This is a genomic window from Streptomyces sp. NPDC058646, from assembly GCF_042716875.1.
In the GTDB taxonomy this organism is placed as follows: domain Bacteria; phylum Actinomycetota; class Actinomycetes; order Streptomycetales; family Streptomycetaceae; genus Streptomyces.
The window spans coordinates 1-15114 of sequence record NZ_JBHXRK010000031.1; the positions used below are offsets into that span (position 1 = coordinate 1).

The 15114-nt window shown below is 70.0% G+C and carries 17 protein-coding genes; 10 read left to right on the forward strand and 7 right to left on the reverse strand.

The window, feature by feature from the left end:
- Window positions 1–387: 387 nt before the first annotated feature.
- From ACFWUZ_RS29995 to ACFWUZ_RS30010, 4 genes are all read right to left on the reverse strand, one after another.
- A complete protein-coding gene (locus ACFWUZ_RS29995) occupies window positions 388–2625 on the reverse strand; it encodes a catalase (protein ID WP_384379755.1) in 2238 nt (745 codons plus the stop codon).
- 132 nt (window positions 2626–2757) lie between these two features.
- Window positions 2758–3168: an SDR family oxidoreductase gene (locus ACFWUZ_RS30000; RefSeq protein ID WP_384379758.1), complete on the reverse strand. Its 411-nt coding sequence runs from the start codon at window positions 3166–3168 to the stop codon at window positions 2758–2760.
- 170 nt (window positions 3169–3338) lie between these two features.
- Window positions 3339–3962 carry a flavodoxin family protein gene (locus ACFWUZ_RS30005; RefSeq protein ID WP_384379761.1) on the reverse strand — a complete coding sequence of 208 codons (624 nt, stop codon included), beginning with the start codon at window positions 3960–3962 and terminating at the stop codon, window positions 3339–3341.
- A 261-nt stretch (window positions 3963–4223) separates the two neighbouring features.
- Window positions 4224–4637: a DUF4190 domain-containing protein gene (locus tag ACFWUZ_RS30010; RefSeq protein WP_384379764.1), complete on the reverse strand. Its 414-nt coding sequence runs from the start codon at window positions 4635–4637 to the stop codon at window positions 4224–4226.
- A 278-nt stretch (window positions 4638–4915) separates the two neighbouring features.
- Here ACFWUZ_RS30010 and ACFWUZ_RS30015 point away from each other — a divergent pair, with 278 nt between their 5' ends.
- The 4 genes from ACFWUZ_RS30015 to ACFWUZ_RS30030 all read left to right on the forward strand — a co-directional run bounded on the left by ACFWUZ_RS30015 (window position 4916) and on the right by ACFWUZ_RS30030 (window position 7538).
- On the forward strand, window positions 4916–5104 hold the full coding sequence (locus ACFWUZ_RS30015; RefSeq protein ID WP_384379767.1) for a DUF6381 family protein: 189 nt from the start codon (window positions 4916–4918) through the stop codon (window positions 5102–5104).
- Window positions 5105–5267: 163 nt separating this feature from the next.
- Window positions 5268–6059 (forward strand): TIGR04222 domain-containing membrane protein, encoded by a 792-nt coding sequence (locus ACFWUZ_RS30020; RefSeq protein ID WP_384379770.1) that lies wholly within the window; start codon window positions 5268–5270, stop codon window positions 6057–6059.
- 336 nt (window positions 6060–6395) lie between these two features.
- A complete protein-coding gene (locus ACFWUZ_RS30025) occupies window positions 6396–6854 on the forward strand; it encodes a hypothetical protein (protein ID WP_384379773.1) in 459 nt (152 codons plus the stop codon).
- Window positions 6855–7034: 180 nt separating this feature from the next.
- On the forward strand, window positions 7035–7538 hold the full coding sequence (locus ACFWUZ_RS30030; protein ID WP_384379776.1) for an N-acetyltransferase: 504 nt from the start codon (window positions 7035–7037) through the stop codon (window positions 7536–7538).
- A 165-nt stretch (window positions 7539–7703) separates the two neighbouring features.
- On the opposite strand, the gene ACFWUZ_RS30035 is transcribed toward ACFWUZ_RS30030, so the two are convergent.
- On the reverse strand, window positions 7704–8654 hold the full coding sequence (locus ACFWUZ_RS30035; RefSeq protein WP_384379779.1) for a hypothetical protein: 951 nt from the start codon (window positions 8652–8654) through the stop codon (window positions 7704–7706).
- A gap of 296 nt (window positions 8655–8950) precedes the next feature.
- Here ACFWUZ_RS30035 and ACFWUZ_RS30040 point away from each other — a divergent pair, with 296 nt between their 5' ends.
- The 4 genes from ACFWUZ_RS30040 to ACFWUZ_RS30055 all read left to right on the forward strand — a co-directional run bounded on the left by ACFWUZ_RS30040 (window position 8951) and on the right by ACFWUZ_RS30055 (window position 10048).
- Window positions 8951–9115, forward strand: coding sequence for a hypothetical protein (locus ACFWUZ_RS30040; protein ID WP_384379782.1), 165 nt, complete (start codon window positions 8951–8953; stop codon window positions 9113–9115).
- A 10-nt stretch (window positions 9116–9125) separates the two neighbouring features.
- Window positions 9126–9269 (forward strand): hypothetical protein, encoded by a 144-nt coding sequence (locus ACFWUZ_RS30045; RefSeq protein WP_384379785.1) that lies wholly within the window; start codon window positions 9126–9128, stop codon window positions 9267–9269.
- Between the two features lie 282 nt (window positions 9270–9551).
- Window positions 9552–9818, forward strand: a complete 267-nt coding sequence (locus tag ACFWUZ_RS30050; RefSeq protein WP_384379788.1) for a hypothetical protein — start codon at window positions 9552–9554, stop codon at window positions 9816–9818.
- A gap of 20 nt (window positions 9819–9838) precedes the next feature.
- On the forward strand, window positions 9839–10048 hold the full coding sequence (locus tag ACFWUZ_RS30055) for a hypothetical protein (RefSeq protein ID WP_384379791.1): 210 nt from the start codon (window positions 9839–9841) through the stop codon (window positions 10046–10048).
- A gap of 178 nt (window positions 10049–10226) precedes the next feature.
- Here the strand turns inward: ACFWUZ_RS30055 and ACFWUZ_RS30060 are convergent, their stop codons facing one another.
- Entirely contained in the window at window positions 10227–10454 is a 228-nt protein-coding gene (locus ACFWUZ_RS30060) for a hypothetical protein (RefSeq protein WP_384379794.1), read from the reverse strand.
- Between the two features lie 523 nt (window positions 10455–10977).
- Entirely contained in the window at window positions 10978–11475 is a 498-nt protein-coding gene (locus tag ACFWUZ_RS30065) for a carboxylesterase family protein (RefSeq protein WP_384379797.1), read from the reverse strand.
- Between the two features lie 380 nt (window positions 11476–11855).
- Between ACFWUZ_RS30065 and ACFWUZ_RS30070 the strand changes: the two genes are divergently transcribed.
- Both ACFWUZ_RS30070 and ACFWUZ_RS30075 read left to right on the forward strand, forming a co-directional pair.
- Window positions 11856–12380: a helix-turn-helix domain-containing protein gene (locus ACFWUZ_RS30070; protein ID WP_384379800.1), complete on the forward strand. Its 525-nt coding sequence runs from the start codon at window positions 11856–11858 to the stop codon at window positions 12378–12380.
- A gap of 381 nt (window positions 12381–12761) precedes the next feature.
- Window positions 12762–15107, forward strand: coding sequence for an Orn/Lys/Arg decarboxylase N-terminal domain-containing protein (locus ACFWUZ_RS30075; RefSeq protein ID WP_384379803.1), 2346 nt, complete (start codon window positions 12762–12764; stop codon window positions 15105–15107).
- Window positions 15108–15114 lie beyond the last annotated feature (7 nt).

The window sequence follows — 15114 nt, forward strand, 5'->3', positions numbered from 1 at the left end:
TTCCCCGCCCCCGGGCGGGGGGCCCCCCCCGGGGGGGCGGGCGGGTACCCCTCTACCGGGCCCCCACCGCACGGCATGCGCGACAACCCCCCTTGGCAAAGACAGGGGGGTTGTCGCGCATGCCGTGCGGGGTGGGGCGGAGGCCCCAGTCGATCCGGTCCTGCGTGATGACCTGGATTCCGTTGGTCCCGGTCGGGGACACTCACGCCGTTGCACGCGCCGTGTACCCCAGCGGAGGGCGTAGGCGTGTAGTGCATCCTGGCCCATCCCTTCACCGGACTCGGCGAGCACGTGGAGGCGGCGAGGAAGACGGCTCCGGGCGAGCCCTCACCGCCCGCCCACGGGCTCGCGGGCGGGCGGTGAGGGCGGGCGGGATCGACGACGGCGTCAGAGCTTGGCGGGGAAACGGTCCCATGCGCGGTGCGCGCCCAGCGCCCGCGTCAGCTCCTCCACCAGCGCCGTGCTGGTCCGGCCGGTGGCGATGCCCGGTTCGTCCGCGGTGATGCCGGCGGATTCGAGGAGTCGCTCCGCTCCGTTCCAGCCGCCGATGGCCTTGCCGTGGCGGTACGCCTCGGTGAGGAGCAGCAGGACGCGCGGGTCGACGGCGTGCGGGGGCTGAGCGGTTCCGGCCTTGGCGTCGCGGGCGTCATAGGCATCGGCACCCGCCTGGGGCTCACCCGCCACGAGGAGAGCGTCGAATTCGACGGAGCGGGCGGTGGCGTAGGTCCGCTGGATGGCGATCGGGTCGCCGTCAGGGTCGAGAGTGCCGCCGGTCGGGGCGATGACGAGCGGCACCATGCCGGCGTCCAGGATGGCCTGCCGGGCCGTGCGCACGCCGTCCAGGTCCGCCTCCGCGTCGGCGATGATGCCGATCACGCGTCCGTCGGTCGGCCAGGTCCTGCCCATCTGGGAGAGAGACGGGCTGGGTTCGGGCTCGGCGAGCGGCTCGGTGGCCGCGGGGGCCGGCAGGCCGAGTCCGGCGGCGACCTCCTCGCACAGTTCTGTGTCGATATGCGCGAGGACCTGGAGGGTCCGTTCCTTGATGGCCTGCTCGTAACACTTGTTCAGTTCGAAGGTGTAGGCGGCGATGATGTGTTCACGCTCGGGCGGGGTCATGCTGAGCCAGAAGAGCCGCGGTTGGGTGAAGTGGTCCGAGAACGAGGAGGGTGCCTCGCGGACCTTGCTCGCCGCCGGAACCTTCACGGGTGTCTCGGTGAAGGCGCTCATGTCGGCGCCGGCGAGGAAGGGGCAGCCGGCGTCGAGGCTGTTGGGGTGATAGGGGGCCACGCCGGTGTGGACGGCGGTCTGGTGCATGCCGTCGCGGAGCATGTCGTTGACGGGCGCGTGCGGACGGTTGATCGGGATCTGCCCGAAGTTGGGGCCGCCGAGCCGGCTGATCTGCGTATCGAGGTAGGAGAAGAGCCGCCCGGCGAGCAGGGGGTCGTCGGTGACGTCGATGCCGGGGACCAGGTGGCCGGGGTGGAAGGCGACCTGCTCGGTCTCGGCGAAGTAGTTCTTGGTGTTCGCGTTCAGTGTCATCAGCCCGATCGGCTGGACCGGCGAGAGCTCCTCCGGCACGAACTTCGTCGGGTCGAGGAGGTCGATCCCCTCGAACATCTGGTCCGGGGTGTCGGGGAAGACCTGGATGCCCAGCTCCCACTGCGGGAACGCACCTGATTCGATGGCGTCGAAAAGGTCCCGGCGGTGGAAGTCGGGATCCATCCCATTGATCAGCTGTGCTTCCTCCCAGACCAGCGAGTGGACGCCCAGCTTCGGCTTCCAGTGGAACTTCACCAGAACGCTCTCCTCGGCCGCGTTCACCAGCCGGAAGGTGTGGACTCCGAAGCCCTCCATCATCCGGTAGGACCGTGGGATCCCGCGGTCGGACATGTTCCAGAGGGTGTGGTGGGTGGCCTCGGTGTGCAGCGAGACGAAGTCCCAGAAGGTGTCGTGGGCGCTCTGCGCCTGGGGGATCTCCCGGTCCGGATGCGGCTTCGCGGCGTGGACGACGTCGGGGAACTTGATCGCGTCCTGAATGAAGAACACCGGGATGTTGTTGCCGACCAGGTCGAAGGTGCCCTCCTCTGTGTAGAACTTCGTTGCGAACCCGCGGGTATCACGCACCGTGTCCGCCGAGCCCCGCGAGCCGAGGACGGTGGAGAACCTGACGAACACCGGCGTCTCCACGTCCTTGGCCAGGAACGCCGCCTTGGACACCTCGCCCGCCGTGCCGTACCCCTGGAAGACACCGTGGGCAGCTGCACCCCGGGCGTGGACCACTCGCTCCGGGATCCGCTCATGGTCGAAATGCGTGATCTTCTCGCGCAGATGATGGTCCTGCAGGAGTACCGGGCCGCGCGCGCCGGCCTTGAGCGAGTGATCGGTGTCAGCCAGACGAGCCCCCTGGGCCGTGGTCAGATACGCGCCGCTCTGCGCCACGCGCGCCTGGTCCGCTCCGGTGGGCTGCCCCGTGGGGCTCACCGTCTCAGGGCCGTCCTGGTCCTGCTTCGGCGGCAGCGGTTCCCCCGGTTGCATGGGCTCGGCCACGGGCGGGGGTACCGGGCCCGGCCGGCCCGGCAGTTCGTTCCTGGAGGCGTCTGCTGCCGACTGCTGGTGCTTCGTCATCGTCATTCTCCTTAGGGGCGCAGGCGTGGTGCGGGGCCATGGCAATGCCCCGATGCGGCCAGCGGGCTCTGCTCTCCTGACCGCGGACGGGGACTGCGTGCAAGCGGGACATGTGCATCCGAGCGCAGCAGGTCACGGGAGGGGGGTGCCGCCGGTGGCGTTGACGATCTCCTCGGTGACGTAGCCGGCTCGGGGTGAGGCCTGGAAGACGTAGGCAGGAGCCATCTCCGCCGGCTGGGCCACTCGGCCCGGGGGCGACTGCTCGCCGAACTCCGTGACGTCGGGCATGGCCGCCGGGATCAGGAGCGTCCGGACCGGCCCGGGGGCGACGGCGTTCACGCGGATGCCGCGCTCGGGCGAGCATCTGCGCCAGCCCCTGGGTGAAGGAGATGACCGCCGACTTCGCCATCGCGTGTCGAGCAGGTGGGGGCTGGGCCGGTAGCCCTGCACCGAGGCGGTGTTGATGATCGAGCCGCCACGCGGAATGTGGGCCAGGGCCGCGCGGGAGAGCCAGAACATCCCGTACAGGTTGGTCTTCATCATCCCCACGTGACCACGGCTGTCCGGTCCAGGAGTACGTCGTGCCCCTGGTAGGAATCCTCGCCGTGATCGGGGCGGCGTGGGTGGCGGGTGACGGGGTCGGAAACGCCGGGTGCTTTCTGGGACGACATTCGTTTCTCGGTCTCCGGGTCTCGCAGGGGCGGGGCCGTGGGTCACCTCGCCGGATAGGGGGCAGCCTTGAGGTGGCGGGCGAGGTGGGCGGTATTCGCGGCCAGGGTGGCTGTGGCGGCGGCGGTCTTGTCAGGGGTCTTGTCGAGGTCCTGGTAGTCGGTGCCCTGCATGGCTTCGCCGACCCAGTAGGTGACGGCGTTCGGGGCGAGGGTGAAGCCGGCGTCGTCGAGGCCCTGGAAGAGGTCGGCGCTGACCTTGTGGGCGCCGTCCTCGTTGCCGACGACGCAGACCGCGGCGACCTTGCCGTAGGTGAGCATGCGGCCTTCGTCGTCGGTCTCGGAGATCTCGGCGTTCAGCCGCTCCAGTACCCGCTGCGCGATGCTGGACGGGTGGCCGAGCCAGATGGGGGTGGACAAGATGAGGATGTCGGCGCCCAGGATCGTGTCCCGGATCTCTGGCCAGGCGTCCCCGTCGCCCATGTCGGTCTTCACCCCGGGCTTCACGTCGTGGTCGGCGATCCGGATCGTCCTGCCCGTGACGCCGTGCTCGGCGAGCGCGGCCATCGTCTGTTCGGCCAGCAGCTGGGAGCTCGAGGGGGCGGGGGAGGGCGAGAGGGTGCAGACGAGGGCGACAGCACGGAGCGGGGTGTGAGGGTTGGGGTCCATGATGTCCGGCTACCCGCACACCCCGCTTTGATGTGGCAAGCGGCCCCATTCATCCGTTTTGGCTCGTTCAGCCGGAGTGTCTGTGGGACACCAGGACGCCAGGACCCCGAGCCAGAGCTGGTGGTCTGTGGTCGGTGATGGCCGGATTGATGGTGGACCCCTCGTCGGCGGGGACGTTCGGCATGATCAGGGACTGCCCGGAGGCCACCCCGTGGACCGGGGCACGGTCGTGCTGTGCCCCGGGGCCCCGCGTCGTGGACGTCAGTTGCTGACGTCGTTGTTGAAGCGCTTCGAGCAGTCCTGCTGCGCCTGCTGTGTCTGCGCCTTGTTGAGGCAGGCCTGCAGGTCCTTGCCCTCGTCGGAGCTGAGGACGGATATGCCGACGGCGATGAGGATTCCCGCGATGACGACCGTCACGGCACCCAGGGTGATGCCGGTGATGGCCATGCCGCGGCCGCCGGCGGCGCCGCTGCGGGCTCTGCGGAGGGCGGCTATGCCCAGACCGATGGCCACCAGCGCCAGCGGAATGCCCACGAACCACAGCCACAGCAGCAGCAGGGATGCGATGCCGGTGACCAGCGCGGCCACGGCCAGGCCGTTGCCGGCCCTGGCCGGGGCGGAGGCGGCAGGGGACTGGGAGCCGGTTTGTTCGGGGGAGCGGTAGGCGTCGGACATGAGGCAGGGCCTTTCGTGTGACGGCTGATGGGCAACTTGCCGTGCAGGTACCGATGTTCAGCCCGTCTGCCACGGACTGGCAGGCGCAAACCCACCCGGCGGCTCGCCTGTACCCGCGGTCCTGTTCCACCCCCGAGGATCGGGCGGGGGGGTTCATTGAGCGCCCTCACCTCCGTGTCAGCTCTGCGATGGCGGGGGTAGGCGGGCCAAGATGGGACCGCTGTGCGCCGGCATACCGTCGGCGAACGGATGACCACTACACGCGCAGGAGGACGAACGTGAACGGTGACGAGCAGGCGAGCGAGGAAGTCCGGAAGATGCGGCAGGAGGCCGAGGAACTGGAACTGGAAGCACAGCGCTCCAGTGATCCCGCCGAGCGGGAGCAGCTGATGGAGAAGGCCGTGGGCATCCGCGCGAAGTGCGAGGAGAGGGGTGGCCCGGAGAGCGCCACCATGGACCCCATGTAGGCGTGTGACGGATGAGCAGCTGACGGGGCGGGACCTGCCGGGCCGGATCAGCTGGGGACCGTCCTGGCCACGTGGCCGGTGACCAGGACCGGAAGTCCCGAGTGCGAAGGCAACCGGGTGGCGGACAAAACGGTGTGGCGCCGGTGTGACGGCAAGAGGAGAGGTGGCCGTGCTCGTGAACTACACGGGGGCGACAGGAGCCGCGTGGCTCCTGTTGCTGATCGCCGCCGCTCTACGCCTTCGCCCCGGCCGGCCACTGGTGCCCGCCCCGCTCGGCCGGCGGCTCTCTCCCGTCGAGACGGGCCTGCTGCGCGGGGGCGGACGAGGTGCGGTGCAGACCGGGCTGGTCGAGTTGTATCTGGCCGGTTCGGTCGAGGCCGGATGGCGGCAGACCGTCCAACCCGGCAAGGCCCGGCTGCCGCGCGGCTGCTCCGAAGTGGCCCGCGCCCAGTACCACGTGCTCTACCGACCCTTGCACCCGCGCCACCTGGAAGGTACGGAGCGGGTGCAACGTGCCGTCCAGGGGGTGTCCACGGAACTGGAGCGCGCACGGCTGGTCGTGTCCCGCAAGCGCGTGCGGGTCGTACGGAGCCTGCTGCTGGCGGTCCTCGCCGCCGCCCTGCTCGGAGCCGTAACGGGCGGCCAGACCGCGGTGTGGCTGCTGCTCGACCTCCTCGCCGCCGCCGGCGCGGTGGCCTTGTGGGTATGGCCCCGGCGCACCCTGCGCGGCACGAAGCTGCTCGCCCAGCTGCGCCGCGACCACACGGGAGTCCGCCGGGCGACCGGGAACCGGCCGGACGAGCTGCTGCTGAGCGTCGCGCTGTTCGGCGTCCCGGCGCTCCGCTCCCAGCTCCCCCGGTTCGCCGAGGAGAGCGGCCTTTTGACCCGCGCCCCGAAGGAGCCCATGGACCGGGGCGGCGGGTCCGGCGACGCGTACTCGAGTTGTGGGGGCTGAGAGATGGTTTGTTGCAGCCGGTCCACCGATACGTGCGGCCGCCACCGGACCGCCGCCCGCATTCCCGCGGACGAGGTCTACGGAACGTCAAGCATGGTTGAGGGTGCACCTATGAGCAGCGCGGGTCGATGACGCCTGTGCGCCCATGCGAGAGACCACGGGACCCCACGCCTCCGTGTCGCCCGCCGCGCCGGACGGTACGGGGTCGTTGACCGTGCCGCGTCCTCAAGCAATCCTCTGAAGGCTGTCCAGTCGATGGACAACCAGTTGATCTGTTGCCTGGTTTCGATGCCTGATCATCCGCCGATCCGGCGGGGAACACGGGGGAGTTGAACCATGACGAGCTTGTCTCGGACGGCTGTGGGCGTGCTGGGTGCAGCCGGAATCGTTGCTTCATCACTGATCACGGCCCCCACCGCGCAAGCCGCGAGCGGTGGCGGCTGTGCCCAGTACTCGGAGGGTTACCAGCGGGCCACCTACGTGGACTGGAAGTCCTGCCTCAGCGCACCACGGCCGGGCATCGGACGGCCCGACGCCTACGTCACGCTGCGCTCCGGACACCCCGCCTGCAAGATCGTCGTCCGGGTGTTGCGGACAGGCGACTCGAAGGTGATGTCGCTGAAGACCTACGACTGTCCCTCGGGCGGAATTCGGATGCAGCGCTTCGCCGCACCGGACTTCCGCGGAGACAATGCTGTGCCCGGCAGGGCGTACGCGACCTACACGTCCATCATGTGGACCGGCAGCCAGACGGCCACCCTGCCCCTGAAGAGTCCCTGGCTGAAGCTTCCGTAGAGCGGGTCGACCAGGGCCGTACCGTGACGTGCCGTTGCCATACCGATCATGGAGTCTGTCGATCGAACGGGAGTCTCGATCGGGTGATCGCGGGCACTGCCCGGCGTGAGAGCAGGACCTGGCGGTACGCGGGGAAAATCCAGGGGAGCGGACGGCCGCGCGCTGCTACGGTCGGGCGCTATGAGCTGGCTTCCCGATGACTTCGTCCATCCCGTCCTGGTACCGCTGCCGGGCAGTGGTCATCACCTGCGGCCGATCCGGGAGGCGGACACCCCGCTCGACTATCCGGCTGTGATGGGTTCGCGCGAGCGGCTGTGGACCATCTTCGGCCCAGCCTGGGGCTGGCCCGCAGCCACCATGACCTACGAGGCCGACCAGGCCGACCTGTTGCGGCACGAGAAGGAGATCGCCGCACACCAGTCTTTCAACTACGCGCTGTTCGACGCGGCGGAGACTGCTCTGCTCGGCTGCGTCTACATCGACCCACCGGAGAGGGCCGGCGCGGACGGCGAGATCTCCTGGTGGGTGGTGGACGAGCTGGTGGACAGCAAGGTCGAGCAGGCCCTCGACGAGCTGGTGCCGCGGTGGATCGCCGCCGACTGGCCGTTCGAGCAGCCGCGCTTCCTCGGCCGAGAGATCTCCTGGTCGGACTGGCTCGCCCTGCCGGAGCACCCCGACGCGTAAGTAGCTTTTGTCGCAATGCTCGGGGGGCCCGGAAACGTACTGCCACCGGGCGATGCTGACGCGATCGGCCATCTCGTGGACAACGGCATCAAGTGGCGGGCGATGCCAGCCGACTTCCCGCCGGGGGACCGGGTCCATGCGTTTGTCCGCACCACCTCTGACGCGTCAGCATCCGGGGTCGTAGAGCGCCCGCAGCCACGGTTCCCGGACGGCGGGCATCCGCGCGAGCGTGTACCGGAACGCCTCCCAGGACGGCTGGAACGGGTAGTACGGGTGCGGCGGCAGCGGGTCGTCCCGCTCCACGCCAGCCGGCAGCCCGCCGACCACCGGCAGCCGGGTCCGGTGTGGAGGGAAGGCGAGCTCGGCCCAGAGCGCGGCATCCATAGGGACCGGCACCGCCCCGGCACGTGGCTGCCACATGTCTCCGGTCTGTGGATGGATGGGCACCAGCACCAGGTCAGTGGCCTCCTGGCCGAACCCCGGCCCCGCCAGGCCCAGCTGCTTCGCACCTTTCCCGGCGGGCAGCAGCGCGCCGAGTGCCAGGCCGAGGAGCTCAGCAACCGGCCCGGGCGCCACCTCGACCGGCGCGCCCCCGGCGGCCACCACCACCTGGGCGAGAGCCGCACCCGCCGGGATGTCCCGGTACGCGCTCAGCCGGTGCCGCAGCGCTCCGGTGGCGAGCAGTTCCGCCCACTCCATGATCGGCCGCTCCGGTGGACCGGGCAGCCGCACCACCGCCTGCGGGACGAGCCGGACGACCTGCCAGCACCCGCAGTCGTCCATCCTCGTACCCACCGGCAGATCGCAGCCCGAGCAGGCGAGGTTCGGCCCGTCCCTCCCGTCGATCCCCATGCAGTAGCCCCCGGCCCGCTCGAGGATCAGCTCGGTGCCACGCATGTCGCCGGGCGCGAGGAGGACGGTGTCCAACGGTCCGTTGGACCGCGCGCCGAACGGCGCGAAAAGCCCCCGCTCCGCCGCCTCGCGGGCCCCGGCCTCGTCCCACTGCCCCCACGGGGGCCCGTACGGCGCGGGGTCGACGGCGTAGGACCCGGCCTCCAGCAGCGGCGGGTGCAGCCTCTCCCAGTGGGTGCCGGCCAGCTGGATCGGCAATGCCACCTCCGACACCGCCGCTGTCAGGACCGCACCGCAGCCCGCACAACCGAACACCGCCAAGTCGGCCCCTCCCGCCGTTGGAACCCCTGCATCCCACCAAGCGGGCGGACCGGGCAGCAAGGGGTTTTCAGACGACGCCGAACGTCCCACCGACAGGCAGAGCGGGCCTCGCCGTCCCGGTCGCAGCCTCGGAAAGGCCGGCAGCCGCGCCGGACTGCGTCGCTGCACGTGATTCTTTCCGTCGGTCAGGCGTCCATGGTGTGGCCTGTGCCGACGAGACACTGCAGCGTCGGGGGGAGGTGAAGACGGACGATGTCCCGGACCAGCACGATCGGGCCGCCGAGCTGGATGCGGGCGCGGACGACCAGCTCACGGCCGCCCCCCAGCCGAAGCGCTTCGGTGCGAAGCAGAGTCACATCACCGGCTGCGAGGACGCGTACTCCGCGCTCCGCACGAGGAAGTAGAACCCACCCCATGACCACACCCCCGCAGCGGACCGCCAGGCCCGGTCGCAAGACGACAGCCGCCGCCCTCACCGCCGCAGCCGCTCTCGGCGGCCTGCACCTGTGGCTGAACACCAACGCGTTCGGCAACTCGGCCCCAGCGGGGGCATGGTGACTGCGGAGTCCGCCGAGGCGGTACTCCCGGAGCCCGGCAGGCTCTCCGACCGCAAAGGCCCGAGGTCCGGCGCCGACGACGGAAACACCCAGTTCGACTGTGTCATCGAGCGCAAGGCGGCGGCCCTTCCGGGCTCCGGCACACAGACCCTCCACATCCAGGGAACCAGCGAGCGCGGCGACTTCGCCTTCACAGGCACGCACTGGCCCGATCCTCGGCAGTCTCCTTCTTCCCGGGCGGCGGCGCCGCCTCCGGCCGTGCCTGGGTTCTCCTCCCGCGGACATGTACGGACCGCCAGGCCGGGCCGGTCTGGTCGAGGCATACGCACCGGACAACGCGGACGCCACTCAGCTGGTCAGGCTGCTGACCGGCACAGCCAGCCAGCCAGCCAGCCAGGCCAGCGACCGCGCCGGGAAGGCCACCTACTTCGCCATGGAGCCGGGCGTCCGGTACAACGAAGCGTTTGCATCCGGTGCACCCGCCCCGAATGACCTGTTCAACGCGTTCACCAAGGAGGCAAGAACCAAGTTCGGCTGCCGCACACCGTGACCGGGAGGGACGGGGCTCACGTGGAAGGGGAGCCTGAAGAAGCCTTGGCGGAGCTGGAGAGGCGGGCGCGCGCCTACACACCGGAGCACCCGAGGAGCCCCGAGCGGCGCCGTCTCTTCCACGACGGCGACGGTTTTCTGCTGGTCGTCGACGGCGCGTACCAGTCCTACGCCACCTGCTTCTCCGCTGCCGAACTCCTGGACGACACAGACCGCCCTCCATCGCCGTAGCCCCCGCCCCTGCCGCCGGCCCCGGCTCCGCCGTCGGTGGAGCCGGGGCCGGCGTACCGGTGAGACCAGCCTGGCGGGGACGCAGCGACCTCCCTTGACAGGAAGATGCGGCGGGGCGGCGCAGGTCGCATTGCTGGATCGCGACCGGCGCCGTCACCACCGTGGCCTGCAGGTGGGGCTACGCGGGGGTAGGTCCGGGGGAGTGGGCGGGCAGGGCGAGGCGGGATCCTAGACGGAGGCGCATCTCTTCGGCGGCCTGGCGTACCTCTCCGGAGCGGCCCTCTTCTTCGAGCGCGCCGAGAAGCATCATGATCGCTCGTGCTTCGTCTCCGGTGATCAGCTTCAGCCGGGTCTCGGCCGAGGCGTCCAGGAGTACGCCGAGGAAGTCTTCGTCGTCCATGTCCATGCCGGGACAACGCGATACCGCTCCCGCCGGTCACCTTCGCCCCTGCCGGGCTCCGATGCCAGAGGTGGCCCGTAGTGTCGAGAGGAGAGGTCCCGAACCGACCGGCCCCCGGGCAGAAGAGGCAGGCGATGGGCGAGATCAGCATGGACAGAGAGCACTTTCACCGCCTCCTCCCCGACACCACCCCAACCCCAGTGCCGCCGTGATGCTCCGTCAGCGGGGTGTGCGAAGTGGAACGGCCTTGGTGACGGTGTCGAAGTACATGGTGGTGCGTGATTGCTCGTCGTACCGGTCCCAGTGAGGCGTGCCAGGGTGGTTGGGGTCGCCGGTGCGTATGAACGAGATCCATGCCCGGTGCATGGTCGCGGCGAGACCGGCCCTGCCAGGCGGTCGTCGTGCGCGGGGGTGGGGAAGCCGAACTCGTACGCCCAGACCGGGCGACCTCGTGCCGCCCGCGCTTCCGCGAACGCCAGGGTGGGCTTCGCGAACGCTTCGTCGCTCGTCAGGTCGATGAGAACGTCGATCACTCGAAGTGGAGCAGGCCGAGCGGTCCGAGCCGGTGGTTGGGGTTCACCACCACGAGGTCACCGTCGCGAGCGAAGGTCTCGCCCGAGTAGTGGGGCATCGCGGCGGACCCGGAGATGAAGGCGCCGCCGTGGATCCAGACGAGGACCGGTCGGCCCGCGTCGTCCGTGCCGGGCGTCCACACGTTGAGCGTCAGGCAGTCCTCGTCGAAGGGCGGGAGGCCGTGGCTGCCGAGGACAGGGTCGCCCTCGCGGACGGCTTGCGGGGCACTCGGGCTGTACGCGGTCGCGTCAAGCGTGCCGTTACACCCTGGATGCGGCTGTGCGGGCAGCCAGCGGAGGGATCCGACGGGCGGAGCGGCGTAGGGGATGCCCTGAACACGGTGAGGCCGCTTTCGGTGACGCCTCGGATGGGGCCGGAGCGGGTCGTCACCACGGGCGCGGTGGAGCGCTGAGCGGGAGCCATCCGGTGGTTCCTTCCAGGACGGTGCTGTCACTCCGCGAAGCTATTGCGCATCTATGTCGATCGTCAATATTATGCAATCCGATGACTTTCGTGCCGAGGAGGGCGCGGGCGTCCGCGGCGGCCCGGTTGACGTACGGCAGCATCCGCACTCCCGGTTCGCGGGCCGTGACGCTGTCATCCCAGGACCGGTAGGAGTTCCGGGTCGTCCTGCACGGTGCCGCTCACCGTCCTGGAGGGCAGCGGCGGGACGGAGCTGGCTGCCGTGGGCGTCGACTTCCCAGGGGCGCCAAGGGAGGCCTTCGTCTGAAGTGGCATCAGCAAGCGTTCCGTGGGCGGAACGTTCTGTTTGTGGAACGATAGGGCCTCGCGGGGAGTGGGAGCCACCGATCCCCGGCCAAGGGAAAGGGCGCCATGGATCTGGCCGTTCGCGTCGGCCTGCGTGTGCGGGAGTTGCGCGAAGCGCAGGGGATGTCATTGTCCGAACTGGCTCGCCGGTCCGGCATCGGCAAGGGGACGCTCTCCGAACTGGAGAGCGGCCGGCGCAACCCCACCCTGGAGACGCTCTACGCCCTCACGACGGCGCTCAAGGTGCCCCTGAGCACCGCGCTGCTCGATCTCACGTCCCCTGCCACGATCTCCGGGCACGCCGTGGACGCTGTCCTCGTCGAGCGGTTCGAAGCCGAGGCCGACGACTCGGTGGCGGAGACCTACCGGATCCGCATCCGCGCCGGAACGAGGCAGGAGTCCGCCGCCCACGCCATCGGCACGGTGGAGCACCTCGTCGTCTTCGCCGGCACGGCACGCGTCGGCACGCTCTCGGCGCCCGCCCTGATCGGCCCCGGCATGCACGGAAGCTGGCCCGCGGACGTCCCGCACCTGTACGAGGCACCCGCCGGAGACGTCGAGGCGCTGCTCATCGTGCACCACCCGCAATGACGCACAGAGGCTTCGGTACACCCGTCTCGGACCTTGGGGCGCAGAGCCCGGCCCGGACTTCGAGGCGGCCCCGGCGGGGGTACCCGTACAGCCTTCTTCACTCCCAGCTCGCCGAGCCTTCGCTGCTGCGCATCGTTCAGCCGGCTGACATCCCGCCGCCGGGAGTCGAGCCGGCGCCCGACGTCCTCACCGTGCCGGGTCACCCCCGGCATCGCGTCAGCCAGCCGGGTTCGCCCGCGAGGAGCTGGGCGGGTGCGGCGGATGACCTGCTGGCCAGGGCGAGTTCTCGTATGGGTGATGCTGCCGTATTCCGCCCTGGTCCGTGGCATTTGCACTCGATACTTGGTGCATCAGCTGGGGCCGCCGCAGGTGGGGAGTGTCATGTCGAACGGTAGTGTCCTTTTGGCTTTGCGCGAGGACCCCATGGGCGGGGGTGTCGGTGGTGACCAGTTGCGCCGGATCGGCAAAGAGCTGGAGAACCGTGGGCTGCAAGTGAGGTGGGCGCGGACGGTCGAGGGCGCCCGTGCCGCCCTGCGTACGGAGGCGGGCCTCACAGCTGCGGTCGTCGCCTGGGACCTGCCGTCCGAGAAGGGGGACGACGCCGCCGGCGGGGGAGGGGAGGTCCTGCGGCAGATCACCAGCCGGTTCACCGCCCTGCCCGTCTTCGTCGTCATGAGCGAGGAGTCCGACCACGGCCTGGAACGGCTGCCCCTGTGGGTGGCCGAGACCGCCGTCGGCTACATCTGGCCCTTGGAGGACACGCCGTCCTTCATCGCCGGCCGTGTCTTCAACGCGGCACGCACCTACGGTGATTCCGTCCTGCCGCCGTTCTTCAAGGCGCTGCGCCGGTTCGACGACGCCCACGAGTACTCCTGGCACACCCCGGCGCACTCCGGAGGGGTGGCGTTCCTGAAGTCTCCCGTGGGTCGTGCGTTCTTCGACTACTACGGTGAGCGGCTCTTCCGCACCGACCTGTCGATCTCGGTGGAGGAGCTGGGTTCCCTCTTCGAGCACAGCGGTCCCATCGGGGACGCCGAGCGCAATGCTGCCCGCGTCTTCGGCGCCGACCGGACGTACTTCGTACTGCACGGCGACTCCACGGCCGACCGTATGGTCGGCCACTACTGCGTCACGGCCGACGAGATCGCGCTGGTGGACCGCAACTGCCACAAGTCGGTGCTGCACGGGTTGGTGATCTCCGGTGCGCGCCCGGTCTACCTCGTCCCGACCCGCAACGGATACGGCCTCGCCGGCCCTCTGCCTGCCCGCGAGACCCAGCCCGCCGCAGTGGCCGCCAGGATCGCCGCCCACCCGCTGACACCAGGCGCCGTATCCCCCCGCGCCCAGTACGCGGTGATCACCAACTCCACCTACGACGGCCTGTGTTACGACACCGTCCAGACCGCTCGGGCCCTGGCCCCCAGCACTCCCCGTCTGCACTTCGACGAAGCCTGGTTCGCCTACGCCCGCTTCCACCCCCTCTACGCGGGCCGCTACGGCATGGCCGTGGGCCCGGACACGTTCGCGAGCGAGGAGCGCCCCACCGTCTTCGCCACCCAGTCCACACACAAGCTCCTGGCCGCCCTCTCGCAGAGCGCCATGGTGCACGTGAAGTCATCACCCAGGGCGCCGGTCGAGCACCACCGGTTCAACGAGGCGTTCATGATGCACGGCACCACCTCAGCCCTGTACCCGGTCATCGCTTCGCTGGATGTGGCTGCGGCGATGATGGACGGCCCACAGGGAGAGTGGCTCGTCAACGAGGCGGTCACGGAGGCGATCCGCTTCCGGCAGGCCGTCGTCCGAACCGGGCGCCGCATCGCGGACGCAGGCGACCGGCTGCCGTGGTTCTTCGGAGTCTGGCAGCCCGATACCGTCACCGACCCCGCCGACGGGACCGCCATCCCCTTCGCCGACGCCTCCCCCGCGCTGCTGGCCGGCGACCCCCGCTGCTGGGTGCTCGACCCCGACGCGGACTGGCACGGCTTCCCCGGCCTCGCCCAGGGGCAGTGCCTGCTGGATCCCATCAAGGTGACGCTGACCTGCCCGGGCGTCAACGCGCGCGGAGAGTCGGACTCGTGGGGGATCCCGGCCCGAATTCTCACCGCCTACCTCGCCCAACGCGGCATCGTGGTGGAAAAGACCGACACCTACACGACGCTCGTCCTGTTCTCCATGGGGATCACCAAGGGGAAATGGGGCACCCTGATGGACGCCCTCATGGATTTCAAAGCCCTCCACGACGCCGATGCTCCCCTGCGGCAGGTACTGCCCCACCTGGTCGAACGCCACCCGCAGCGCTACACCGGCACGACCTTGCGCGGACTGTGCCAGGAGATGCACGAGCACCTCACCAGGGCCGAGCTGATCGACGCGCTGGACACCGCCTTCCAGGACCTTCCCGAACCGGTCGTACCACCCCAGAGCTGCTACCAGCAGCTCATCCGCGGCGGTACCGAACGCCTTCCCCTCGCCCGAGCCGCCGGCAGGGTGGCCGCCGCCATGGTCACCGTGACCCCGCCCGGGATCCCCGTCCTGATGCCCGGAGAAGCACTGGGCGCCCCCGATGGCCCGGTCCTGCGCTACCTCGGAGCACTGGAAACGTTCGACCGTGCCTTCCCCGGCTTCCACAGCGAAGCGCACGGCGTCACGATCGACCCCGACACCGGCGACTACCTCATCGAATGCGTCCGCCAGGACCACCTTCCCGGCGCAACCGGGTCGTGATCGCGCC